Raw genomic sequence first — 25,632 nt, 5'->3', positions numbered from 1 at the left:
AGAATGAATTCAAAATAGCTTTGTAGATTTTTTAAAAATCCTTTGTATTCAGACGAATCTTGATAAAAATGGATGTATTGGGATATCTTCAGTTCAAGTTTTTCGAAAGAATATCCTTATTTAGCTAGTGGAGAGGTGTCCGAGTGGCTTAAGGAGCACGCTTGGAAAGCGTGTGTGCGTTAACGCGTACCGAGGGTTCGAATCCCTCTCTCTCCGTCAATTTCTAGCAATCCATTCTTCTTCATCCTATCAATCTATTAATTGAAAATAAACGTTGAGAAATATCCTTTTGTATTTTTTATTCTTGTATATCAAGGATATTTGCTTTAACCTGTCCTGATTTTTTAATTCTCTAGAACCTCTAAACGTGTGAATCTTTGCTGTTTAGATGAAAAAAGTTCTTAGAACCTGCTCGAGTTAATACTTGCGAAGGGAGTTGCGTTCATTTCTGTTCTTAAGGGTTTTCTTTAGGGATATTTTAACCTCTTCTCTCTTGCGTAAACGTGTGCATATGTAGGGAGGAAACCTTTGGAAGAAGACTTTTTCAAACTCATTCTAATCACCAATAGACAGAACACCCCGGTAGAGGAATATCTCGATTTTATAGCTGTTTGCATACAGTCTGGTGTGACTTCTGTTCACCTTCGTGAAAAGGGGCTTTCACACAGGGAAATTTTAAGTTTTGGAGAAGCGTTAAAGTCGATCCTAGATCCTTGGGAAATTCCTTTAATTGTCAGTGATAGCGTATCTGTATGTTTAGATTTGGATGCTTCAGGCGTTCATTTAGGGCAAACAGATGGAGATGTTATAGAGGCTAGAGAGCTTCTAGGTCCTGATAAGATTATAGGGTGGAATGTAAATACTCTTGATCAGCTTCTCAATGCCAATACTTTACCGATTGATTATTTAGGGTTAAGCGCGATGTTTGCAACTCAGAATAAGCCCGATGCTACCAATCTTTGGGGATTTTCTGGTTTAGAACAGGCTGTTTCTCTATGCGAACATCCTATAGTTGCTATTGGTGGCATCGATGAAAGTAACGCTGCTGAAGTGGTGGAAGCTGGTGCTGCAGGTATTGCTGCTATTGGAGTGTTTCATTCTGCGCAAAATCCGAGTTTAGTAACAAAAACACTAAGAGAAATTGTTGATAGGGGACTTAGATGTTAGAACGAATGAATGAAGCACTGCAGCGCATAAAAAAGGAAAAACCCGTAATTTTGAGCATTACAAATTACGTTTCTATGGATTTTCTTGCGAATTGCTTTCTAGCTATCGGAGCTTCACCTATTATGAGTGTGTCCGATTTAGAGTTAGAAGAGTTAATAGGATTAAGTTCGGTTGTTTATCTTAATATTGGAACTCTAGATCATCTATTTATTCAGAGGTCTTACAGAGCGGTAGACATTGCTTTAAGAAAGAATAAGCCTGTAATTTTTGATCCTGCAGGTTCAGGAGCTACAAAAATTAGAACAGAAGTTTCTCATCATTTGCTTACCCATGCTACGATTGTTCGGGGAAATGCCAGTGAAATTCTCTCTTTTGGAGATGTTCCTACAGAAACACGTGGAGTGGATTCTGTTAATACTACCCATGATGCTAAAGATATGGCAATCGCTTTAGCTAACGAATGTTTATGTGGTTGTGCTGTTGCTGTTACTGGCGCTGTAGATTTTATTACTGATGGAAATCGTAGTGCAACTATAGAGCTCGGAGATCCATTAATGTCTCGCGTTACGGGAATGGGTTGCTCTTTAACTGGGGTGCTTGCTGCATTTAGATCGATAATAGATGATTCTTTTGAAGCTACACGATTAGGTGTAGAATATTTTACTCTTTGTGGAATGCTTGCTCGTGAACGCTGTGAAGGTCCAGGATTATTTAAGGCTTATCTTCTTGATGAATTGTATACTGCGGACTTTGATAGAATGCGTCGTTATTATGAGCAATAAAGATATCTAAATTCTATTCTTTGGGACCGTATTGTTCCGTCTTTAGTTTTGTAATTGAGAACCCTCCTAGGTTCTACAATTACAAAACAAATTCAAATAGATGAGTTTCTCAGCTTTTAGCTTTAAAAGATCATACGTGCGCCACAGTTAGCCATTTGTACTAATGAAGACATTCCAGCATCTACAGTATAGGTGCCGTAGAGTGTCCAGTATGGGCCTAGATAGATTTGCGAGCTATACTCTATTCTTCCTGCATTTCTTGTAGGAATTACACCAGAAACTTCACCGATTTGTCCTGTGGAGTCAACTCTGTAAGTACATTGCGGTTTATTCCTATAGATAACGGGTACATAAGCAAGAGAGAGCTTGTTGTACATCAGGATATCGTATTGTATCAAAGCCCCTTCGAAAATAAAACCTAAAGGAGTTGCAAGATTTCTATAAGCGAAAGAATCGAATGTTCTAGGGTCATAGTCAAGTTCTGTAAATTGTTTTTGACGTACTCCTGTATATTCTGCTTCTGAGTAGAAGGAGAATCTTGTTGTGGAATTGTTTGAAGGCTCTTTTAAATCAATAATCATACGAACATCAAACAGCCAGCCAAGATCTTCCCAATTGCCAAGATTACGCTCTTGAATGGATGGATAGTAGGTGGTTGTATCGTGCTTCATATAGCCATAAGTCATCACACCCTGAAGAAGTATCGGGCGTGGGGCTTTTGTTTGTCTATGAGGCAAATATAAGGCTCTACCGGCATATAAAGTTCCCTGGAAGGAGTGATCAGAACCTTTATGCTTGTAATTCTCAATAGTTTTTTCGGATTTAGCGTGTCCAAAGACTTGGCTAAATGAGGCTCCTAGAATAAATTCAGGACGTGGTTTAGCATCTATAGCGAGTGAATAGCCACGACTATGATAAGAGAAGGATCTAGCTTCTTCTCCTTGTTCTTTCTGTAAGAACGATCCTATACCGCATAACCAAAGGTTATTGTAAGCAGCGTCATCAAAACGTGCGTTATTAAGCATATTGTTGACGATGCCTTGCTTTACAGCAATCAAGGAGTTTTGAGAACCGAGAATAGAGTTAACGTAGAAGTAATTATCACGAGGGATATAGACCCATCGACGATATTCTTCAAATTTCCAGCTAGCTTGTAGCTTGCCGTTTTGATCTGCTGTACCTAATGTCCAGGTACCAATATAACCTTTTTGAGGTTTGGTATCTCCTGCTAAAGTTAGGTCAGAAATATCTACTTTGCTAGATTCCGTAGGTAGTTTTAATAATTCAATTTCACGATCTTCGCCTAAGTAGGGGTTTTGGTAAAAGGCTCCCGAAGGATCTATAAGGGTTAGTGTACCTGTCAGGTAGATTTTTTCCTGATTTACATCAGGTGCAACTTTATTAGCTTGTGGAATTGAGTTTTTCTCACTTCTATGCCCTCTAGGCCCTGCTGCTCGTACTGGTTCAACCCCTAATTTCAAAGCAGGTGGGGTGGCTACTCCGTTTTCCGAAACAATCTCACTAAAATCAATAGTAAGATTATTAATTGCTATACCTCCGGTCGTTCCACCTCCACCTGTTGTTGGCTTCTGAGTAGATAATACCGCACCTGGTCCCATAACGAGTAAAGATCCAGGTTTCTGATCAAAAGAAATAACATTTAATTCTGTATTTTTCCCTAAAACTAACGTTCCGTTATGTAAAACAGTCTTTTGAGGAATGAAGGACTTATGCTCATGAAATTCTCCAGAGAATAGTACAGTTCCTGTATATTTTGGAGGATTGTCCCCTGTAGCTGCTTTATTGATATCTAAGGTCTCATAGCTGCTACCTGTCTTAACTGTTTTAGTATTTACAGCATCGTAGAAGTTAATTGATTGATTTTCTGCAGCGTTAAGAGTGAGTTTAACTTTCCCTGTTATACTACAAAAAGAAGTAGCAGTTTCTTGTGCTGCAGGCAGGCACTGGTTATTTTTAAATGTGATACTACCACCTAAAGCAGTAAGGTTTAATATTGCATCTGTGCTATCAGTTCCTTCACCATAGATCGCTGCACCTAAGTTTTTAACTGCAGATTGTCCTTGAGCGGTGGGAGTTTGTGCTAAGGTAACCTTATTGTTAAGGAACAGAATAGACGAAGCAGCCGTAATATCTGCCTGTTTTGTGAAATAAATCGCACTACCATCATTTGCAGAACTATTGTTGGAAAAGTTCATGTATCCTTTCGGAATAGATAGGGTAGCTGCGTAGATAGCTCCACGATTTTTAGCTATATTCTCTTCAAAGGAACAGTAGACGGAATCGGTAAATGTTACTGTACCGTTTGAACCGTTATTTTTGCATCCAATTGCCGAACCGATGTCTGCAGAGTTGCCTTTGAAAAATAATGCTTGGTTACCTGTAAATGTAACGCTAGTTGTTCCTGCAATAGCTCCACCAAAGGTTTCCTTTGGAGTGATTTGTATAGCTCCCGCAGGAGGTTCTGCTGGTGTACATACAGCTGAGTTATTGACAAAGTTAATAGCTTGAGAACAATTTGTAATTGTAACAGTAGGAGCGTAAATAGCTCCACCGGCTACCTGTCCTGTTGTTGCAGATCGTTTTGTAGTTGCAGAGTTGCCTGAAAAGGTTAGATTTCCAGTGCTATTTTGTAGGGTGAAGGTGGTTTTAGCATAGATCGCTCCACCTTGAATATCAGGATCTGCCGGAGGATTGTTAGTTCCAATAACTGCATTGTTATCAATAGCTTGGTTACCGGAGAATGTACAATTTCCCACCAATTTTTCTAAGACAAGTGTTTCTGCATAAAGGGCACCGCCAGTAATTGCTGTAGGGACACTAGCAGCATTTGGGTCTGTTGTAGTAGTCGAGGTAGTCTCTGCCTTATTATTGCTTATAGTTAATCCTGCAGGAAGGTTTGTGCAGGTAAGTGCTTTCGCATAGATCGCACCACCAGCTTCTTTTGCAGTATTTTCTGAGATCTTTGAAACTTCAATACCTTCAAGAGTCAATGCTTCTGTAAAGTAGAGACCGCCACCACATTTCCCTGCGGAGTTTCCTGTGATGTTTAAATGATCAAGACGAGAGATTTTTCCTTTTTTACCGTAAACACCCCCACCACTTTGTGAGGCAGCGTTTTTCGTGACATTTGTCGTAATAACGTAGTCAACTTTAAAGTCTAAATCATCCTGAGGAGGTTGTCCAACTACAGCCACAACAGCACCTGCTGCAGGTATAGTTTGTGTACAGAGACCAGCACCATTTTTAGCAGCGTTTTGACCAATATCGATCAATTCAAGACTAGTGAAGGAAGCTTTTGTTGTGTAAACACCACCACCATGCTCTGTAGCTTGGTTTCCAGTAATAACAGCACTTCCAAATACAGGAACCGCAGCAGGTGGTGTTGTAGCGGAAGAGTCTGGATTAGGATTAGGGAATGTAAAAATAAGCTCTTTAGGGATGTTTGCCCCACCGCCACTTTTGCTCGAGGTATTGTTTATTAGGCAAAAGCTCTCTAAGTTCGATAAGGTTAGAGATTTTTCTGGTGCTAAGCAGATACCTCCGCCCTCTTCTGTAGCAACGTTACCCTGAAAGAGAGTTTTTCCTGTAAGATTTGTGAATGTCACATCGCTTTCACAATACAGACCACCACCAGATTTTTTTGACGTATTTGTGGTGAATTGTATTCTATGAGAATTTTCACATGTTAGAGTGCCTTTAACATAAGCTCCCCCACCATGATCCGTAGCCTGGTTATTTAAGAATTCTAAAGTTGAAGCAATCTTAGAAACATTAAGATTTTTCTCAACATAGATACCCCCACCTTTCCCTAAAGGAGGAACAATAGGTACAAGTGCTTGCGCTGGTTGAGAAGAAGCTGCAGCAGCAATGGGTTTTTCTTTACTGGGTACAGTGATAGTAAGATCGTAATTTCCAGCTTTGTTAGCCCCAAAACGTGCTTGAGAAAGGTTTGTAAGAGTTACGTCTCCTAGACAATAAATACCTCCACCACCAGTTTTCCCGTTGTTTCCATTAAACTGGGTAAGGATGGAAGAATCTTGTATTGTCAGATTCTCTTTAGAATAAATTGCTCCCCCGCGGGTATCTGCAGAGTTGCTTTGGAATTTTAAATTAGCAACCTTACTAATCGAGATCGTTTTATCTCCATAGATAGCACCCCCAGCCCCTGTAGCAGTATTTAATATGAATAGGGTATCTTCAGATCCATCACTAATAGTAATAGTATCCAAACCAAAGATAGCTCCTCCGGATCCTTTGATAACAGGTTCTGGAGAGGGAACTGGAGCAGCAGCAGCATCGGAAGATAAGATGTTAGAAACTTTAGGAGCCACAGCTTTTGCTTTTTTAATGGCTTCGATTTGTTCTCTGATTAAGTCGATAATAGGAGGGAATTCTGCAGAGTTACCTCTGAAAGTCATATCTTTATAAGTAGAGATGACAATTGCACCTTTAGCAAAGACGGCTCCACCGTTTCCTGCGGTTTCTGTTGTATATGTAGGGAGATCAGGTGTTTGAGAGCTTGCATCAGCACTTCCTGTTTCCGCTATATATCTGCGGAAAGGATGAGTATCGTGAGAACTGCTAGGAGCCACAACACCTCCAGTTCCAGGAACTGCTGGCGTTACAGGTGTGGATGGTTGAAGAGGAATCAGAGGAACAGGAACGCGCGCAGCGTTATTTGTAAATTCGATAGAATTAAGGATGTTCCTGATGGTTAGCGTAGAATCTGTAAATAGAGCGCCACCAGCTTCTTGGGATACGTTATCTTTGAATGTAACGTTTTCTAATCCATCAAAAAATATAGGACCTTTGGAGTATATTGCTCCTCCCTTTCCTGTCATTTTGATTAGAGAGCAGGAGATAGATCCTGGATTTCCAGCATAGGTAATAAATGATAGGGGACCACCTTTATCATTATAAAAAGCTCCACCGCCTTTTGGAGTGGGAGTAGAAGTGGATTGATCTACGGTTGTAACAGGAGCTGCAGCTAGAGGGAAACTTAGTGCATGAGATTCCTCAGATGTGAAATTACTAAGATCAAAATTGTCCTGATGTAATCTTGAAAAATGAGCAAATGATGAGGAACTTAGATTTTGTAGGATAGATAGATAAAGCTGTTCCCGAGGTTGAGCAATAGTGCTAGCTTGTCCTGTTGTTGGCTGTGGTGCGCTACTGCTGGAGGAGCCTTGATCACTTGGTGTGGGTGCTGGTGCTGGTTCAGCTGCTGGAGTTGGCTTAGGCTCGGGAATGTTTGTGAATGTTGTGAATGAGACATTCCCAGAAACTATATAAGTTGTTCCGCTCTCATCTTGTGTTTGTTGCGTGAAGTTATTCGAATGAGAATCTGAAATGCTTGATCCTGATCCTCTATAACTAGAGTTTAATTCTTTCGAAAGGGGTTCACCAAATACTGTAATCGAGGGGAGCACGGCAGCAAAAACAGCTGTAGCTGATAGCCACTTCATAGAACAAAAACCTACTGCGAACATTCACTGACTAGATATGTGTTAGATAAATCAGAAAGGCAAATTAGGCAAGGGATAATAAAAGGGGGTAAGAAAGATCAAGATATTAAAGATGAGCTTTAGGGAGACAAGAGCGCATCTATAATATCTTGACGAATGTTATCCATAATCATTAATAAAGTTCCTAGTCAAGGAAAAATTAGAAACTTAGGGATAAACCACCAAAAGCATCTCCAGAGAGATTGTTTCCTTCGCGTTGTATTGTTGAAATTCCTAAATAAGCTGTAGCTAATCTATATTTGAAGGTAGTGCGGAACTTTAGGTTCATAGCTTCTTGTCCTATAAAGACTCCTGAGACTTTCCAAGAATGTTGATTTAGGATTAATGAAGCAGTTGTTACAGGATTTTCTCTGAGCAAGTCTTTGATATAGGCCATGCTAAATTGCGTAAAGAGAGAATATTTCGCTCCAAAGAAGCGCATTTCTAAAGAAACTCCTGTGGGAAGAGCAAGATTACTCAAATGTGAAGAGGTGAAATACCGAGGATCATATCCTGTTTCTATGAAAGGATTTTGATTGATTATGGTATACTCAAGATCTACAAATGGAGTAATTTTAAGACAACGAATTCCCTTTGGATAGGCATAAGATAAGCCTACACTACTTCGGAATCCTTGGTTCTTCCAAGAGCCTCGGGTAATGTCCTTTTTTGAGAACTGATGTTTCATAACATGAGATTCTTCAGCATAGCTTACAGAAGATCTAAAAGATAAAGCACGCCAGTTCTTAAAAGCTGCTATTGTTCCCAATAGCATATGCGAGTGGCTTTTCCCTGGAATGTTATCCTGAAAGCTAGATCCATGAAGCTGTGTGAATGTGGCACACACAACAGTATTTGGTGAAAAAGGAAGTTTAATTCCTAGATTATGACCAGTTTGTGTTGTAGAAAAGTTATTATAGTTATCAGCATTTTGTTCCATAACACTAGAGACGATACCACCAAAAATACAAATATGCTTAATAGGGATAAGCATATTGTTATTTAAGTAGTTATCAAGGATAGCATCATTGGAAGAGCGCATACCTGTAAATGTTGTCCATGTAGAAGATGGAACTAGATAACCCTCTTTCTCTGGGTTCAAAATGAATGTTCCCGTAGGGATCCATAAAGCTTTTAATGTTTTATGGCGTTTGGAATTTTCACCAGACCAATTAAATTTCCATACACCTTGGTAGCCATAGGCATTTTGTTGCACAGCAATCTCTTCAGGAATAAATCCATCAGTATTGATATTTTTATCAGACTTGAAAATGATTTCCATCTGGTATGGCTGAGATGCTAGATCATGATTATCATAGAAGATATTATCGGGATCATGAATTTGAGGAGATCCCGAAAGTCGGATCCCTGAATTTCCTAATGCGCGTATTTCAGCGGGGAGATGAGAATTAGTAGAATCTAAACCGAAGCTAATATTAGAAATGATTAGATCTTTTCCTAAGCTGTTGTAGCTTGTTAACATAGATCCTGGGCTAAGGTTTAATATCCCACCTAATTGCTTAAATTCTTGAACGGCAAGAATGGCACCGCTTGTAATAGAAAGAGTCCCGTTATTTAGATATACAGGTTGGTTAAAGATAGAAGTTTTATTACTTTTATCCTGGCGATCTATCGCAAGTTTTTCTCCTGAAAAGATAACAGACCCACAATGGAAAATATTATCAACAGAGTTAATATCCACAGGATTTATACTTTGTGATGTTGCAAGAATTGGATCATAGAAAATAATTGATTGATTTTCGTTGGCAATGAGCCGGATAGCTTCGGGAGCACCTTTGATTGTAATCGCATTGTTATTTGTAATTGAAGAGTGCTTGGTAGAGATCTTTGTGGTGTTTCCACTAAATATAATATCTGCATTTTGTGCATGCAAATGTAGTTTTGGCTGCGGCCCACTTAAATAAATTGCGCCTCCTCCAAAATTTCCAGATGAATTTTCAGAGAAGATAATTGGTTGGGAAGCTGTAAGATTGCAGCTTGTTGAGGCTATAGCTCCACCACCTTCTGCGTGATTTTCACTAAAGAAAATAGACTCATCATTGTTTTTAATAATTATCTGTTGAGAATAGACGGCACCACCCAGGTTGCGAGCGCTATTTTTGCAGAAAGATATCGGAGCAGATTGCTTATTTATACTACAGAGATTCGTATAAATAGCACCTCCGGATTCTAAAGCTCTATTTTCTATGAAGGTAATGGTATTTTTATTCTTAGTGAACTCAACAGTTCCTTGGGCGTTATAGATTCCACCACCAGATTTAGCATGATTTTCTTGGAAGAGAATTTCCTGATTCCCATCAAATAAGATAGAAGATCCAGCAACTTCGCTACTGATAGCCCCGCCATTACCTGAATTCGTAATATTTTTTACAACTTCTGCACGATTCTTAATAAAAGAAATTAAGCCACGTTGCTCACTAAATATCATGCGATTTGGTTGCGCTCCTGTAAGAAGAATCGCACCTCCTGGGCCACGGCTTACATTATTTTGAAAAAGTAGATTTGTATTTCTAGTGAAGAACATATCCTGTCTAGAGGTAAGAACTCCTCCAGTGCTTTGATTGTTTTCCACATTGACTGCTTTTAAATTTTCAAAAGTAAGAAAAGATTTAGAAAATACACCCGCTCCCTGACCACCTAGTTGTAAATTAGTGAAATTTAATGTCGCTAGGGGAGTGCTACCTGTAAATGTAAGATTTCCTTCTAAATTGCGAAATGCTCCTCCCGATTTATGGATACTGTAACCAAGAAAATCCTTAAGAGTAAACTCACCTCGTAAGGTGTAATTGGTTCCTTGAGGGGATGTAGTTAACATGGTGAATAATTCAAGGTCTTCACCTGTATGCATTCCCGATAAAGGGAGAACAATCTCCGTTCCTGATAAATGAGAAGTGTAGGCTAATGGTACTAGTGAAGAAAGAAGTACGAATTTCCAAAAAAACATCTGCTTCATGTTTCAGAATCCTAGTCGTTTCACGGTCTAGAGTAAGAGATCTAACTTACATAGAAAGATAAAATAAATACATGGAAATAAAAAATTGATCTAAGCGTATGTTAATAAGAATGGAATAGTTAAAGTCTATTCTATTTTTCTTTAACTATGTTGAGGCATACCTCTAAAGACGATATATATCTTTCTCTTTAGAGGCCATAGAGGGAATAATTAGACGAAATTAATCTTTAGTTTCATCGATCATTGCTTTTGTGAAATCTTTGATTTCTTTAGATATGTTTTTCGCTAGCATTTTTGTTTGTTGAGCAAAAGCTTTCGTGTGTTGTTTAGAGTGTTTGAATAAAGTTTTGCCTTTTTTCGTTCCTGAGGTTTTTACTCTAGAAAGTTTTTTCCTCAACTGCACACCACTTTTTGGAGTGAATAAACAAGTAAGCAATGTAGCTATAAATCCTCCGAATAGTACACCTCTGAGCCAACGCCAACGTTTGCAAGTTTTTTTATTGGGCTTGTGATTTCTAAACATACCTTCTTTTTCCCCCTACGACAGATTAATCTTTTTTGCGAAATACACACCAAACGAGTAGAGCTGCAGCAGTCCACTTCGCTCCTCGACAGATTTTTCCGATCCAACTGCTCTTACTTTCCTCACAGAGGAAATCTTCAATATCTTTAGGTAAACGCTTATTACGTTTGCGCAACCAACCGAAAATTAGCTTTTTCCCTAATAATAAAGGAGCTAGGATCTTAGCTTCAAAATTTAAAATTGTCGTAATTTTACTGACATTTTTAACTATCTTATTGAGCCTGTGTAATAAGCTAATAGTCAAAACGAACATTGTTACCATGCACGTTGATAGCAAGACACAACAGACAATTATTGCTCCCGTGAGGTAAGTATTCATATAAAGTGAATAAAACAATTTTTATTTTTATTAATTAATTTCACTTCTTATTTTCGGTTTATTTTAAAAAAAATTAAAGAAAATACTTTTTAATAAGTAAGTTAGAAGCGTAGAAAAGAAAATCCCCAACAGATGTTGGGGATATGTGCTTGATAATAAATAAGATGGGATTCAAAAGGAAATGAACCCCTTGAAATTCCTATTCTGCTGATGAGTGAAGCTCAATCGCTTTATCGGATGTTGGGAATTCCACCTCTTTTCTCATTAGGAAGACCCCGAACAGGTTAAAGCATAGGAGAAGAGCTCCGGATACAGACATTATCAATAGAGCTGTATTTTGCGATAAGAAGCAAAATGCTGGTAATATAGCAGCTCCGTATAGAGTATAGATCTTTGATCCAGCGTTTCCGTAAAGAAACTTTGCACATTTTTTTCCTACGAGGAAATACGAAATAATTGTTGTATAACCTGTCACAAAGAAGAATGTGGGGAGTAAGATCTTCACAAGAGGGAAGTACGTTGCTAGAGCATGTTCAACAGCTTGAGAAGCGTTGTCAAGGCCTAGAGACCATGATCCTGATGCAAGCACCATAAGTAAGCTTAGAGTACAGATAAGATTATCTATAGCGAGTCCTATGATACTTAACTGAGCTTGTGTTTCTGGACGTTTTGCAGAACTTTCACTTTGAATAATAGAGTCAAAGCCAATACCAATATCTCCAGAATAAGCCGCTCTAGAGATACCTTGGTGAATTGTAGTTGCTAAAGTACAGCCGGCAAATCCGCCAATAGCTCCGTGTCCTGTAAATGCTGATGAGAATACAGCAGAAAATAGGGAAGGAAGTTGGTGGAACTCTTTTACAAGTATGTATAGAGATAGTGCGCAATACACGGTAAGGAAAAATGGAAGCACGAAAGCACAGATTTTTCCAATACGTTGTAATCCTCCTTGAACTGCGTAGAGAATTAAAAATAGCAAGCCAAAAATGGTGAACAATTTTGGAATGCTCCAGCAATGAGAAATCGTGTCGGCAATAACAGAAAACTGATAAATTTCCACGCCGTAGATACAAAGTAGTACAGCTACAATAATAGGTATGAGTTTGGTTCCATAAGCTTTATCTAGGAAGTACATCGGCCCGCCTTGATAAACACCATCATTATCTACTTTGCGGAATTTAATCCCTAAGTACACTTCGGAGTATTTCACAATAGAACCAAAAATTCCTGCGATCCAAACCCAGAATAGGGCTCCGGGACCACCAATGCACGCAGCAGTAACAATGCCTACAACATTACCAATACCGATATTTCCGCTTGCTGAAGCAAAAAATACCTTCAATGGATGAACACCTCTTTCGCTGTCCTTCCCCTTTTTATTGGAAGACTCCTGCGAATACTGGTAGAAAAGCCTGCAGAATTGAGGAAACTTGGTGAATTGAGAAAAACCAGATTTCCATGAAAAGCTTAGCCCCAGAAAAATAATCATGAGAAAAGCCACGTATGACCAGAAGAAGTCATCGAAGGCTGCTAGTAAAGACAAGACTGTGTTCATGGTAAAAACTTTTTTTAATAATTAAAATATTTAAACAGTTGTTCATCAAGACGATGGGGAAACTATTATCCCTATTTCATCTTTTGTTTAGTAGGAAAATAAAGCTTATATACGAAGATTAAAGTTCCTAAAGAGATAAAAATATCGGCAAAATTAAATGTTGGAAAGGACCAACGTTTGTAACCGATAGAAATAAAATCCACTACATGCCTGTAAAATAGGATGTCTCCAACGTTGCCAATAGCTCCGGAACAAAGGAGAATCAGGGAGAAGCGGATTGAAGGGGAGGTTCTTTTCTTTCTTAGAAAAAGAAAGGCAAGAATACCTAAAATAATTGCTATACGTATAACGAATAAGAAATATTTATATTTTGAAAATAATCCGAAGGCCGCGCCTTCATTAAAGGTGGGACAAATGCAGAAAAATAGCTTACCCCAACTACATTGGTATAGTATGGGGCTAGCTTCAGGCAGATTTCCTCGATACAGCAAAACAGCTAGTTTAGTGACCCAATCAATAAGGACGAAAAATGAAATAGTAAGGAAGGTAGATCGGGAGCGACTAGACATTGGGGTTAGTTTCCATAAAGTAAGCCTTTCTCGAATTGTGATTGAGCTTTGACCGTCATTGTAGCATAAGGAATCGCCATTAAACGAGCTAGAGGGATTTCTTCTCCGCTTACATCACAGATCCCGTAAGAAGACTCCTCGATTTTTTCCAGAGCTCGATTAATTTGTCTTAATAATTCGTATTCTTTAGTCGTCACCTCTAAACTGATAGTTCTATCAAAAGTATCGGTACCCTGATCAGCTTGATGTTGAGAATATCCAGTAGCTTCGTTAGGTTTTTTGACTTCTTGAGCATTCCCTTCTAGGGTATGAGATAATTTATATTTCATTTCTAGAAGTCTTTGTTTAAAATTGGCTATTTCGTCCTCAGACAACGGCATAGTTTCCTCTCCTTAACCTTAAAATAATAACTATTTTTCCATATCCGGAGTTGCAGATAGCAAAACCTCCATTAATTCGCCAACATCTTTAAATCTTCTATAGACGCAGGCAAATCTAATGTAGGCAATCATGTCTGCCTTTTTTAGATATTTCATTACTAGTTCGCCAATTTCTTTGGTAGAGATTTCCCTATTTTGTTTACCCAATAGTTCAGATTTTACGTTAGAGGCTATTGCATGCACTTGATCTTGACCTATACGTGTGTGACTAGAGGCGGCATTTAATCCGTTAATTAGTTTAGATTCTTGGAAATTCTCGTAACGACCATCGCGTTTCAATACCTGCAGAGTTAGCTCAACGGTTTCAAAAGTTGTGAACCTTTGACCACAATTTAAGCATTCTCGTCGGCGTTTAATTGCATTTGCTTCTGGCGCATTTCTCGAATCTATAACTTTTAATTCCCCATGATTGCAAAAAGGACACTGCATGGGAGCTACCTCCTAAGGTTAAGGTAGTCTAAGAAAATAATAATTTTAACGTAGGATAAATCTATGCGACTATAAGTTGCAAATTTTTTTTCCCAATCTATAAAAATAGGGCTTGCGACAGATGCAGATAGCGTGATAACTTTTCGCTCTTTTTGCGAAAGGATACTATCTTACCGCAAGGATGTTTTATTGTAAATGCTAGTTGCTTAGGAATTAAGAATGTTTTCTGGAATAGTTCAGGAGCTGGGCGAGATATTTAGTATTCAGCCGAGAGATGAAGGTTTAACTATAGGTGTAAGAGGGTCTTCGAAATGTATTTCCGAGTTGGAAATTGGTTGTAGTGTTGCTATTGATGGCGTTTGTCTTACTGTAGTTAAACTTGAAGAAGAAGGTAAAATGTTTTTTGATATTATTCCTGAAACTCTTGCTTGTACTACAATAGGAGAGAGAGTTGTAGGCGATCGTGTAAATATTGAACGCTCTTTAAGAGCCTCTGATGCAATCGGAGGACATATGGTCTCTGGTCATGTTTGTGGTGTCGGAGAGATTGTATGTATAGAGAAAAATCGGTATTATTTTCGTGTCCCTAGTTCCTTATCTATATATCTTTTTGAGAAGGGATTTGTTTCGGTAGATGGAATTAGCCTGACAGTTGTTACTATAGACAAAGATGTATTTTCAATAGGATTAATTCCCGAGACATTATCTCGAACGACTTTAGGATATAAACGGGTGGGGGCGAAAGTAAATATTGAGCCTGATATGGCAACAAAAACACAAGTGGATACCTTAAGGCGTTTATATCCTCCGAAATAAAATAAATAGTATGGATTACAAATTACTGGATAGTGGTGATGGGAAGAAGTTAGAAAGCTTTGGACCAATAACTCTTATCCGACCCTCTTGCACGGCAATCTGGCCTAAGAGTTCGCCATCTCTATGGAAAAAGGCGCATGCTGAATATCAAAGATCGGGTGAAGATGGGCAATGGCATTGCAGATCTTCTGTTCCTCAAGAATGGCGAATCATTCTGAATAACGTTGACTGTACATTAAAACTCACTCCTTTCGGTCACATAGGTATGTTTCCTGAACATAGCGGTTTTTGGCCCGAATTGAAACAAAGCATAGAAAAACATTTTGAATGTCGTGTGTTAAATTTATTTGCTTACACAGGTTCTACGTCAATCTTTGCTGCAAAGTGTGGAGCAAAAGTATGTCACGTTGATGCTTCGAAATCTGCGGTAAAATGGGCACAAAAGAATGTTGAGAATAACGCCTTGTCTGAGAAAAAGATCTTTTGGGTTATTGAAGATGTATTTTCTTTTCTGCAAAAAGAAATACGGAGAGGGAAGAAATACGAGGTGATTTTATTAGACCCGCCTACTTACGGCCGAGGACCTGATGGCGAGGTCTTTAAAATAGACAGGGATTTCTTTCCGTTATTGCTTTTATGTTCTAAATTACTTTCCGATTCTTCTTCTTATATTTTGATTACCTCGCATACACCAGGTCATACACCTGCTTTTTTATATAGTTTAGCTACTAGAGCTTTATCTTTAGATAAACAGTATTGGTCTTCTGGAGAAAGTTTTTGTGGTGATGGAAATCAAGCTTTACCTTCTGGAGTATTTGCTAAATGGAGTTCGTAGGGAAAAATAACCCTAAAGTGAAAGAGGCAATAGCATTAAAACAAAGTCGCTCTCGCAAGGGCTCTCTCTTTATTTTGGAAGGATTTCGAGAAATTCAAAAGGCTCTGACCTCAGGATATGAATGCGAGCGGATTTTCTGTGGAACTAATATTTCGGAAAAAGAGCAATCTTTTTTAAATCGAATTCAAAAAACCCCCCTGGAAAAGATCTATTGTTTGGAGGAAACTCTTTCAAAACTTTCTTATAAAGAGCATCACGATAATTTTATTGCTGTGATGAAAAAACGTTGGTGGTCTCGAGAAGAGTTTTTAAGTCAGAAAAAAAATCCCCTACCTTTTTATTTAATCATAGAACAGGTTGAAAAACCTGGTAATGTTGGAGCTCTACTTAGGATAGCTGATGGAGTGGGTGCTGACGGAGTGATTTTATGTGATCCTATAATTGACCTTTATAACCCTAATCTTATCCGTTCTTCACTAGGAACAGTATTTACTCTTCCTATCTGGTCCGCCACCTTGGATGAGGTATTACAAACTATTGAAGAGGAAAAATGGCATGTTTTTGTGACTTCTCCTAGGGCAAGTTCAATGTACTTTTGTGAAAATTATAATCAGCCATTAGCTCTAGTTTTTGGTTCGGAAAAGGATGGTCTAACTTCTTCTTGGTTTAAAGGAAATTTTTCAAAAATTTCTCTTCCTATGCTTGGACAAGTGGATTCTTTAAATTTGTCCACAGCCGTATCTGCTGTTGCTTATGAAGTAATTCGACAACGCTGGCTATCCTAGTTTGACGAAAAATTCCCGAAAAACATTTTCTATGAGATCAAAAAATAATTCGTATTATTTATCACTGTGACGTGAATTAATTAAAAAATAGATTCTATTAGTTGTTATATAAGTTTTTTTTAATTTTCTTGTGTAAACTTGATTTTTAATGTTTTTTATGAGATGCTTAACGTTTCCAAGATGCGGCGAAGATTGTGGTTTTAAACAATCATAATTTTCTGAATGGATTGATCAGTGAGTTATAATGAAGTTCGATGAAAACACGCTTTCCTTCGCCCTTTTTTATTTTTTATCGTCGCTTAACCGTAGCAATTAGCTACGGGAAAATCTTGGGTTGGGGGTGTTTTGGGAAAATCCTATCTTGGATATTTGCCCGCACTGCAGGCTTTCGTCGAAAGCTATTTTGTTCAGCACCCTACCGCGCGTCTTCTACTGTAATCAGTGTGGGAAACATTGTTCTCGGGGGTTCAGGTAAGACGCCCACAGTATTGTGGTTGGCTGAAAATCTGAAAGCACGAGGATATTCTTGTGCCGTTCTTTCTCGCGGATATAAAGGAAAATGTAGTCGTCAGAGAAAGCTCATCATAGTCGATCCTAAGACGCATAACGCTGCTTATGTAGGAGATGAACCCTTGCTTATGGCGGGTAAACTCCCAGAGGGTTCTGTTTTTGTGCATAAAGATCGGAGAGTTTCAGCTAAAGATGCCGCTAGGAATTTTGATATTTTGATTTTGGACGATGGTTTCCAGAACAATAAACTACACAAGGACGTGGAAATTGTCGTAGTTAACGGTCAAGATCCCCTAGGGGGAGAAAAATTTTTTCCCCGGGGGCGCCTTCGAGATTCTCCTAATAGATTAAAGGAGGCCGATTTTATAATAGTTAATGGTTCTTGTTGCTTAGAGAATCAAAAACTTTTAAATACCTGGTGTCCATCGCTAAAAATTTTTGTTGAACCTCGCATCTCTCAGGTGTTTTGGGAGTCAAGTGAGGAGAAACTTCCTTTGGACGGTCTTTCTGGACTAGCCGCCGGCGTTTTCTGTGGTCTAGGATTCCCGCAGGGATTTCTTGATATGTTGAAACATGCCGGAGTGAAAATACTAGGAACATATTTATTGCCTGACCACGCGGGAATAACAAAGAAAGAATTGCACTACTTCAGCTCAAAAATAGCTATGCGTCAAGGGCAGGGGATATTGTGCACAGAAAAGGATAGCGTAAAGCTCGGAAACTTAATTCATGAGCAAGGGATTCTTCCGATTGGTAAGGTACAAATGCATTTTGATTTTTCAGATCACGAAGGCTCTACAGCTTCCTTATTGGATAGAATAGATCAAATACATAATAGTAAGAGGTAACTAATGAAACTATGGATGAAAATCTTTATAGGATTATTTGTCGGGGTTACCCTAGGTTTAATTTTAGAAGACAAGGCGATCTTTTTTAAACCAATAGGAGACATTTTTCTAAATCTATTAAGCATGGTTGTCTACCCTCTGGTATTTTGTTCCATGGTTCTAGGTATTGCTTCTATCAGTGATATGAAGAAATTAGGCCGGATAGGAATGAAAAGTGTAGGCCTATATTTAGGTACTACATGCGTAGCCATTGTTATAGGTTTATGCTTCGCCCAATTTTTTAGCCCCGGAGAGGGTTGTGACTTATCACAAAATGTTATCGAAACAACTATAGTTGCTCCTGAAAAAAATACTGCCTATTTCTTATCTTTGATTTCTCAAATTTTTCCTTCAAACCCAGTTCGATCTTTCGTTGAGGGAAATATTTTACAAATCATAGTCTTCGCTATTTTCTTAGGAATAGCTATGCGTCTTTCTGGAGAACAGGGACGACCCGTTGCGAAGTTCATAGAAGGTTTTTCTGAGATCATGTTACGCATGATTAATATGATCATGGCTTTTGCACCTTATGGTGTGGGAGCAAGTATGGCGTGGATTTCTGGTAGTCATGGTTTAGTCATTCTTTGGCAGTTAGGGAAGTTTATCTTAGCTTACTACCTCGCATGTCTATTTCATGCTGTGATTGTTTTTGGCGGTATTATCCGCATGGGCTGTAAGATGTCCTTCTCTAAATTTCTTTCTGCGATGATGGATGCGATATCCTGCGCGATATCCACCTCGAGTAGTTCGGCAACATTACCTGTAACAATGCGTTGCGTATCTAAAAATCTTGGAGTTTCCTCGGAAGTTTCTGGTTTTGTTTTGCCTCTAGGTGCTACTGTCAATATGAATGGCACTGCTATATTTCAAGGTATGGCTGCTGTGTTTATTGCTCAGGCCTATAACTGTCCTTTACCTTTCAGTAGTTTGCTACTGATTGTTATTGCAGCAACTTTCTCTGCTGTAGGCAGTGCGGGTGTTCCTGGAGGAGGAATGATCACTTTAGGGTCTGTATTAGCCTCTGTAGGCTTGCCTATTCAAGGAATCGCTGTTTTAGCAGGAATTGATAGATTGCGAGACATCATAGGAACTCCTATGAATATCCTTGGAGATGCTGTAGTAGCTGTTTATGTGGCTTCTGGAGAAGGTGAGCTATCGACACCGATAAAAGACAAGGTAGCTTTAGAAGACGAAAGTAGAGAGACGGTGTAGGGGAGTTTACGCATGTTTGAATTTCGATTTCCGAAAATAGGAGAGACTGGTTCCGGAGGGTTTGTAGTTCGTTGGCTTAAGCAAGTAGGCGAGTATGTTGCAAAAGACGAACCTATAATTGAGATATCTACAGATAAGATAGCCACTGAATTAGCATCTCCTAAAGCAGGAAAGTTAATTCGTTGTCTTGTAAATGAAGGCGATGAAGTTGCCTCTGGAGAAATTTTAGCTATAATTGATACGGAATCAGATATTCAAGAAGAGGTAGTTTTACAAGAGCCCTGTTCTGAGATTTCTTGCTCTCAAGATTCGGGAAATACTACAGCATGGTTTTCTCCAGCGGTTCTTAGTTTAGCGCATCGTGAAGGTATCAGCATCCAGCAGCTCCAGCAAATTTCCGGAACAGGAAATGAAGGGAGAGTGACCCGTAAAGACTTAGAAAGCTACATTTCTGAAATGCGTGAGCCTTCGTATTCAAAAATAACAAATGCGAATGAAAATCGCATTCCGATGTCTCCATTGCGTAGGGCCATAGCGTCTTCATTATCTAAATCTTCAGATGAGGTGCCTCATGCTTCTCTTATTGTAGATATTGATGTCACAGATCTGATGAATTTAATTTCCGAAGAGAAAGATCGATTCTTTGCAACACACGGTGTAAAGTTAACAATAACAAGTTTTATCATCCAATGTTTAGCAAAAGCTTTGGAGCAGTTCCCGTTATTAAACGGATCTTTAGACGGGGATACAATTGTTGTGAAGAAATCGATAAATGTAGGAGTTGCTGTTAATCTGAATAAAGAGGGTGTTGTCGTTCCGGTTATTCGTAATTGTCAAGACCGCGGTTTAGTAAGTATTGCAAAGACTCTTGCTGATTTATCGACACGATCTCGCGCTAATAAGCTTGATCCTTCAGAAACTCAAGATGGCAGTGTCACAGTTACTAATTTTGGTATGACTGGAGCTTTAATCGGCATGCCTATAATTCGTTATCCTGAAGTGGCTATTTTAGGAATAGGGACAATACAAAAACGTGTTGTTGTTCGCGATGACGATTCTTTAGCTATCCGAAGAATGGTATACGTAACCTTAACGTTTGACCATAGGGTGCTTGATGGCATTTATGGTAGTGAATTTTTAACCTCATTGAAAAATCGGTTAGAGTCTGTTACGATGAGCTAACACACTACGATTTTTTCCAAGGATTAAAGGGATGGGTTCTCCCACAACAGCTATTGATTTATGCCAAGATATTGTTGCTAAGCAAAAGGAATCTTTAGAACGCTTTTTTTCTACTTTCCAATGTGAGGGAACTTGGTTGCTAGCTGAGAAAATACTGAATCACCAAGGTTCTATATTCTTTTCTGGTGTGGGGAAAAGTGGTTGCATTGCAAGGAAGATAGCTGCTACTTTACAGTCCTTCGGAGAACGTGCTTTTTTTCTTTCTTCAGGAGATCTTCTTCATGGGGATCTTGGTATTATTCGCTCTGGAGATATTGTTTGTCTTTTTTCTAAAAGTGGGGAAACTCGGGAGCTTTTAGAATGGATTCCCTATTTAAAGGAACGAGGTGTATTTACTGTAGGTATTACGTCTGCTGCTTATTCCAGTTTAGCAATTCTTTGTGATCATGTGATTATCTTACCCATGATAGAAGAATTAGATCCTTTTAATCTTGTTCCCACGATATCAACAACATGCCAGTTATTATTTGGAGATCTTCTTGCTATTACACTACTGCGTAGTCGGGGGATATCTCTAGCGGATTATGGGAAGAATCATCCTGGTGGGCAAATTGGTTTGAAGGTTGTTGGGAAAATCCGAGATTATATGTTCCCAAAGACAGAAGTTCCTTTTTGTTCTCCAGAAAATACAATCGCAGATTCCTTAGATATTTTTTCTTCTTATGGTTGTGGTTGTGTTTGCATAGTGAATGAAAAATTCGAAATGCTGGGAATATTCACGGATGGAGATTTACGTAGATCGTTATCTCGTCATGGAGGGGATATCTTATTGCAGAAGCTTAAAGATGTTATGACTCCAAATCCTAGAGTAATCAATGAGGATGCTGATGTTCTTCTTGGTTTGCAAATGATGGAAACAGGAAGTCCTGTAACTATCCTACCTGTTGTAGATGCTAAAGATCAACGCTATGTTGTGGGATTGCTTCAGATGCATACGCTGGCAAAAGCAGGACTTATCTAAAGAATTAAAAAAATATCGGAAGAGAGAGTAAGCCGGATTCTGTCTACAAGATGGAAAAGACCATCTTGAGGGCAACCATTCATCTAGGGGATATATTACTATACCCCTCAAGCGATTATGAAAAAGTCTATGAGGAAGAAACTTCCTCACTATGCAGAAACAAAAACTTTTTCTCTTGCTTCAGATAGGGTTTGCATGTCTATTAAGTCACCTTAACAGCTCCTACTCTTAAAGTAGGAATTTTCAGCCTGTCTATAAAAGACCCTTTTATAGCGGAATGTTTTCTGTTGCACTTTCCGTAGCCTTACGGCCCCTGGAGTTTCTCCAGTATCTCTTCTTATGAAGTCCAGACTTTCCTCTCAATATACCTTATTAGAGATATAAAAAGCGGTTGCCTTTCTCTTCCGATGAACTTGTTATACAGCGGCGCGTCTTCGACGACGTTTTGCTGTAGAGCTATCAGCAGCGAGAGTGTCAGGTTCTCGCCAATATAAAATTCTAGAACAATGTTCACAGAAAATCAGTCGATCTTTTTTGCGGACTAAATTCTCATGCTGGGGAGTTAAAACTATGTGACATCCACTACAAACACGATTTTCTATGGGAACAACAACGCGATCTTTTTTATTGTTTAATAAACGTTCGTAAATAAGAAACATTTCAGGATCCGTAGCTTCTTTTAATTCACTACGTTGCTGTAATAAAGCTCTGCCTTCTTGATTAATATTCTTAATACTTTCACAGATTTCTTTTTCAATAGCGAAGCTGCTATTTTCTGTAGATGTTAGACTTTCTTTTAGGGAAACAATCAGGTCTTCACTTCCTGCTTGCTTATCCATAAGATCACTAAGTTGATGTTCTAGTGCACGACGCTCTTTGTTTGCTGCGGTCATTTCTTGAGTGAGCGCATTAAACTCATCCATCTTCTTCACAGCTGCTTGTTGACTTTCTAATTTGTTAATTTGATCAGAAATCTCTTGAATCCGATTCTCACCTTCTTTAATCTGATTCTTTAAGTTTTCCATCTCCAATTCTTTTTCCTGAACTTTACGACGAATGTCAGATTTAAGAGATTGGACTTTAGCGAGCTCTTTTTGATGCTCTTTCTTGACTCGCATCAAGCGAATCATTTTAATATCGAGCTCTTGAATGGCTAAAATGCTCTGGAGGGCTTCATGCATGAAAACTATTCCTTGCTTGGCTTAGTGGTTCCTAAATACGGATACGAAATCATGAGATTTAGGAATGAATACATCTGAAGAAGAAAGCAAGTTTACTGCTTTTTTAGCAAGAAGTAAAGAACGTTTTTTTCAATAAAAGAAATTCCTAAGAGACAATGACTTAAGAAAAGGCAAAAGTTTAACCACCCAACTAGTATGTGAATTAATTTTTACCAGTTCAACCCAAGAGCGAGTTTAAAAGATGATTTGAACTTGTTCCTTTGCCGTATAAGGCAGTCCGCCGCTTTAAAACGCTCCCAGCTTCTCTTTAGTTCTCTTTCCTAAATACGTAATTCACAGGGTTATTATCCTTATGAATCTAAGAGTAGGTTAATGGTGGGAGGAAAAAAATAAAAGGTTCTTTTTTGGGAATTTTTTATTTGAATGGTAGAGGAGAGATTTCTAATTGAAAACTCTCCTTTTTGTATTTCTCTAGGGAAGGGATGCAAACGGATCTTGTAAAAGAACAAGTAATTTTAAAGAATTCGGATTGGCAAGTGCTATGTTATTAATAGCTTCAACTAACGCTTTTTTACATAGATCATTGCAACCTAATAGCCACTCATAGTTTTGATTTCTCCTTGGTAAAAGGTCTCTTCCATTCACTTCATAAACAGAGGAGAATAGAGGGAGAGAAACTATGGAACAGCCTTTTTCAATAGCCTCATTTAAACAGTTCTCGTAGGCAAAAAGCGCGCGATTATAGTAACCATTCATTACTTCTTGATCACTTCCTGAGAATTCTTCAAGTTTAGGACCACGAATGTGTCCTATGAATTCTGGATATCTTTCTTTTTCTGAAAGCGGAATGGACGAGTTGTCTTTTATATTTAATTCTGTAGAGCGTGCTTCTGTTGGGGCAAATGGTATTTTAATAGAGGTTTGTCCCTGATATTGAGACGCGCCCCAATTTGAATGTTGCCCAAGTGAGGTTAATTCTCTAAACAGAGCTCGGGATTGATTTGAATTTGCCGTAATAACTGTTTGTGGACCCGGAGTTACTGCATTGAATGTTATTCCGCTTTGGCTTGTCACCATTCTCACAGTGTTTGATCTAGGAAGAGCGGAGAATTTAATAGAGAAGCCTGTAGTGGTATCTTCTTGGATTCCAAGTTTAATCCCAGGATTTTTCTTATTTTGGTAGAAGGATAGGCGGGTTCCTGGTGTGGTGACAAAGTTCGCATCTGCGGTCTGGGAGGGGAGAGCTCTAAAGTCTTGATCTAATGCTTGCGCCCAGTCTCCATCAGCTTTCTGTGTTAGCTGTTTGTGGACAAGTATAGCTACTCCAGCGAATAACACCGAGGCGATGGCTAAAGCAGCAAATACTGGAGATCCTAAAACAACGGCCAGAGTAATACCAGCTATTGTGGTTCCAACAGCTAATGCGCCAAGAATAGATAGAGAGGCTATCTTCAGTATCTTATTGTGTTTCTGAGTGGAGATCTCTCTGGAAGAGAGTGCGGGAGTCAAATTCGGCGCGTTGCGATTTCCGATTTGGTTATGGGAATCACCCGGGTTAATACTAGGCATAAAAAGTAATAATATTTAGTTTTTGTTAATTAATTTTATTAAAACTAAATGGCAATGACTAGTGATTTTATTCTTTATAATTTCTTAACTTTAGAAGAAAACGATGTCATAGATCTTATCCTCAGAGGGATACACTTTGAATGCGATGTATAGATCGCGAAGTTTATCAGCAGCTAAATTTCTAAGGGATATATAAACAGGGATGATGGCAATAAGAAATATGAAAAACATGGGGTGCATACAACAGCCCAGGGCCATGATTCCTGCTGTGAGCGTTGTTAAAACTAGCGCTTGAATTATACAGTGTACGATAAAATGAATTAGTTTGCCTCTGGCCTCACTTCCCTTGGAGAATAGATTTAGGGGCTCTTGATTTTGTGCTGGTGTTGCTGAAATTGACATACAGAATACTGTAGAGTAAAAGCTTAGGAGCGAGATAATTTTACTCGTAGAAACTGTTTTTTGTCATTAGCTTTCCACGGAGCTCTCCTCTTGAAGAAGTTCTCCAGGATGACTATAAATTTTTTGAAATTCTTTTAATGTGATAGGACCTTGGCAAAGATGTATTCTATTTGGGAGAATAGGGAAAAGTTTTGCATAAGCTCTAACTCCTGAAGGACTGGTTAGAATTACTCGATTACATTGATCAAATATTTTTGATTTTAACCGGAGTTCTTGAATCCTGTAGTGAGGATAAGCAAAAAAATACCTACTTTCTTTTTTTAAAAAATCTTTGATAACAGATCGAGATAGAGCGGAGTGAGGGTAGAGAATACGGGCATCCTCGGGTAACGAGGAAATCATAGGGAGGACTCCCTCTCCTGTTTCAATAGTAGCTAGAGAATACGGTGCTTTTGGAAGAAGTCTTACAAGACGATGTGCTGTGATTTTCCCTAAACAAAGATAATGTTTATTTTCTAAAGTTCTTTTAGATACTTTCCTGCTCATTCTAGAGATAAATAGAGATGTTGAAGAGGGACTGGTAAGTAAAATGTGAGAGGTTTTCTCTAGGTAGCGAAAAGCAAGGCGTAATTGGGGTAGACTTCTTGCAAACGGAACGATCTTCAGGATAGGAACAAAATGAGCACAATATTTTTTTGCCGTTTGTTGATTTAATCCTAGATATATGGTCATGAAAGTATCTTATTCTAGAAATGAATCTAAATATGCAGTTTAGATAGCGCAGGATTGTTTCGCATCTAGAAAACAGTTTTGATCTTCATAATAGTCGTAGTAGAGACTATAGTAATGTACCATCTAAGATGCTCGTTTTTAATGGTGCATGGATTGC

The 25,632-nt window shown here is 38.6% G+C and carries 21 protein-coding genes, 1 tRNA gene and 1 other RNA gene; 10 read left to right on the top strand and 13 right to left on the bottom strand.

The genetic code is table 11. The features are described 5' to 3' along the window. Window positions 1-129 precede the first annotated feature (129 nt). The 3 genes from O1W70_RS01870 (at window position 130) to thiM (ending at window position 1,949) form a co-directional block, all read left to right on the top strand. Window positions 130-216: transfer RNA gene (locus O1W70_RS01870), tRNA-Ser, on the top strand. 312 nt (window positions 217-528) lie between these two features. Beyond that, entirely contained in the window at window positions 529-1,167 is a 639-nt protein-coding gene (thiE, locus tag O1W70_RS01865) for a thiamine phosphate synthase (protein ID WP_375797293.1), read from the top strand. Further along, the gene (thiM, locus tag O1W70_RS01860) at window positions 1,161-1,949 is read left to right on the top strand and encodes a hydroxyethylthiazole kinase (RefSeq protein WP_375797292.1); all 789 of its coding nucleotides are present in this window, start codon (window positions 1,161-1,163) and stop codon (window positions 1,947-1,949) included. Before thiE ends, thiM begins: the two co-directional genes overlap by 7 nt. A gap of 122 nt (window positions 1,950-2,071) precedes the next feature. Here thiM and O1W70_RS01855 read toward each other — a convergent pair whose 3' ends face one another. The 8 genes from O1W70_RS01855 to nrdR form a co-directional block, all read right to left on the bottom strand. Next, window positions 2,072-7,435, bottom strand: a complete 5,364-nt coding sequence (locus O1W70_RS01855; RefSeq protein WP_375797291.1) for a polymorphic outer membrane protein middle domain-containing protein — start codon at window positions 7,433-7,435, stop codon at window positions 2,072-2,074. Between the two features lie 199 nt (window positions 7,436-7,634). After that, a complete protein-coding gene (locus O1W70_RS01850; protein ID WP_375797290.1) occupies window positions 7,635-10,448 on the bottom strand; it encodes a polymorphic outer membrane protein middle domain-containing protein in 2,814 nt (937 codons plus the stop codon). Window positions 10,449-10,668: 220 nt separating this feature from the next. After that, a complete protein-coding gene (locus O1W70_RS01845; protein ID WP_213240341.1) occupies window positions 10,669-10,971 on the bottom strand; it encodes a YtxH domain-containing protein in 303 nt (100 codons plus the stop codon). A gap of 25 nt (window positions 10,972-10,996) precedes the next feature. Continuing rightward, window positions 10,997-11,350, bottom strand: coding sequence for a hypothetical protein (locus tag O1W70_RS01840; protein ID WP_213240343.1), 354 nt, complete (start codon window positions 11,348-11,350; stop codon window positions 10,997-10,999). A gap of 199 nt (window positions 11,351-11,549) precedes the next feature. After that, on the bottom strand, window positions 11,550-12,905 hold the full coding sequence (locus tag O1W70_RS01835) for an amino acid carrier protein (RefSeq protein ID WP_213240345.1): 1,356 nt from the start codon (window positions 12,903-12,905) through the stop codon (window positions 11,550-11,552). Between the two features lie 71 nt (window positions 12,906-12,976). Continuing rightward, on the bottom strand, window positions 12,977-13,474 hold the full coding sequence (gene lspA / locus O1W70_RS01830; RefSeq protein ID WP_213240346.1) for a signal peptidase II: 498 nt from the start codon (window positions 13,472-13,474) through the stop codon (window positions 12,977-12,979). 5 nt (window positions 13,475-13,479) lie between these two features. Further along, window positions 13,480-13,854, bottom strand: coding sequence for a TraR/DksA family transcriptional regulator (locus O1W70_RS01825; protein ID WP_006342889.1), 375 nt, complete (start codon window positions 13,852-13,854; stop codon window positions 13,480-13,482). 30 nt (window positions 13,855-13,884) lie between these two features. After that, on the bottom strand, window positions 13,885-14,343 hold the full coding sequence (gene nrdR / locus O1W70_RS01820) for a transcriptional regulator NrdR (RefSeq protein ID WP_006342890.1): 459 nt from the start codon (window positions 14,341-14,343) through the stop codon (window positions 13,885-13,887). A 219-nt stretch (window positions 14,344-14,562) separates the two neighbouring features. On the opposite strand from nrdR, the gene O1W70_RS01815 reads away from it, so the two are divergent. From O1W70_RS01815 to O1W70_RS01785, 7 genes are all read left to right on the top strand, one after another. Next, window positions 14,563-15,159: a riboflavin synthase subunit alpha gene (locus O1W70_RS01815; RefSeq protein ID WP_213240348.1), complete on the top strand. Its 597-nt coding sequence runs from the start codon at window positions 14,563-14,565 to the stop codon at window positions 15,157-15,159. Between the two features lie 10 nt (window positions 15,160-15,169). Continuing rightward, window positions 15,170-15,994 carry a class I SAM-dependent methyltransferase gene (locus tag O1W70_RS01810; protein WP_213240350.1) on the top strand — a complete coding sequence of 275 codons (825 nt, stop codon included), beginning with the start codon at window positions 15,170-15,172 and terminating at the stop codon, window positions 15,992-15,994. Beyond that, entirely contained in the window at window positions 15,982-16,779 is a 798-nt protein-coding gene (locus O1W70_RS01805; RefSeq protein WP_213240352.1) for an RNA methyltransferase, read from the top strand. The genes O1W70_RS01810 and O1W70_RS01805 overlap by 13 nt, the downstream gene beginning before the upstream one ends. Before the next feature lie 254 nt (window positions 16,780-17,033). Continuing rightward, entirely contained in the window at window positions 17,034-18,137 is a 1,104-nt protein-coding gene (gene lpxK, locus O1W70_RS01800; protein ID WP_213240354.1) for a tetraacyldisaccharide 4'-kinase, read from the top strand. Window positions 18,138-18,140: 3 nt separating this feature from the next. Beyond that, entirely contained in the window at window positions 18,141-19,388 is a 1,248-nt protein-coding gene (locus O1W70_RS01795) for a dicarboxylate/amino acid:cation symporter (protein WP_213240356.1), read from the top strand. A 12-nt stretch (window positions 19,389-19,400) separates the two neighbouring features. After that, entirely contained in the window at window positions 19,401-20,570 is a 1,170-nt protein-coding gene (locus O1W70_RS01790; RefSeq protein WP_213240358.1) for a dihydrolipoamide acetyltransferase family protein, read from the top strand. Between the two features lie 31 nt (window positions 20,571-20,601). Beyond that, the gene (locus O1W70_RS01785; RefSeq protein WP_213240360.1) at window positions 20,602-21,591 is read left to right on the top strand and encodes an SIS domain-containing protein; all 990 of its coding nucleotides are present in this window, start codon (window positions 20,602-20,604) and stop codon (window positions 21,589-21,591) included. A gap of 12 nt (window positions 21,592-21,603) precedes the next feature. On the opposite strand, the gene rnpB is transcribed toward O1W70_RS01785, so the two are convergent. The 5 genes from rnpB to O1W70_RS01760 form a co-directional block, all read right to left on the bottom strand. Continuing rightward, an RNA gene (gene rnpB, locus O1W70_RS01780) (RNase P RNA component class A) lies at window positions 21,604-21,998 on the bottom strand. A 9-nt stretch (window positions 21,999-22,007) separates the two neighbouring features. After that, a complete protein-coding gene (gene cdsZ / locus O1W70_RS01775) occupies window positions 22,008-22,772 on the bottom strand; it encodes a zinc ribbon domain regulatory protein CdsZ (RefSeq protein WP_213240362.1) in 765 nt (254 codons plus the stop codon). 471 nt (window positions 22,773-23,243) lie between these two features. Further along, window positions 23,244-24,341 (bottom strand): hypothetical protein, encoded by a 1,098-nt coding sequence (locus O1W70_RS01770; RefSeq protein ID WP_213240364.1) that lies wholly within the window; start codon window positions 24,339-24,341, stop codon window positions 23,244-23,246. Between the two features lie 90 nt (window positions 24,342-24,431). Then, on the bottom strand, window positions 24,432-24,743 hold the full coding sequence (locus tag O1W70_RS01765) for a hypothetical protein (protein ID WP_213240366.1): 312 nt from the start codon (window positions 24,741-24,743) through the stop codon (window positions 24,432-24,434). 66 nt (window positions 24,744-24,809) lie between these two features. Then, window positions 24,810-25,475 carry a uroporphyrinogen-III synthase gene (locus O1W70_RS01760; RefSeq protein WP_213240368.1) on the bottom strand — a complete coding sequence of 222 codons (666 nt, stop codon included), beginning with the start codon at window positions 25,473-25,475 and terminating at the stop codon, window positions 24,810-24,812. Window positions 25,476-25,632 lie beyond the last annotated feature (157 nt).

The sequence above is a fragment of the Chlamydia sp. 16-02 genome, from assembly GCF_042235055.1.
Lineage (GTDB): Bacteria > Chlamydiota > Chlamydiia > Chlamydiales > Chlamydiaceae > Chlamydia.
The sequence above is the reverse complement of the archived record's forward strand: the minus strand, read 5'-3'. Positions and strand labels throughout refer to the sequence as shown.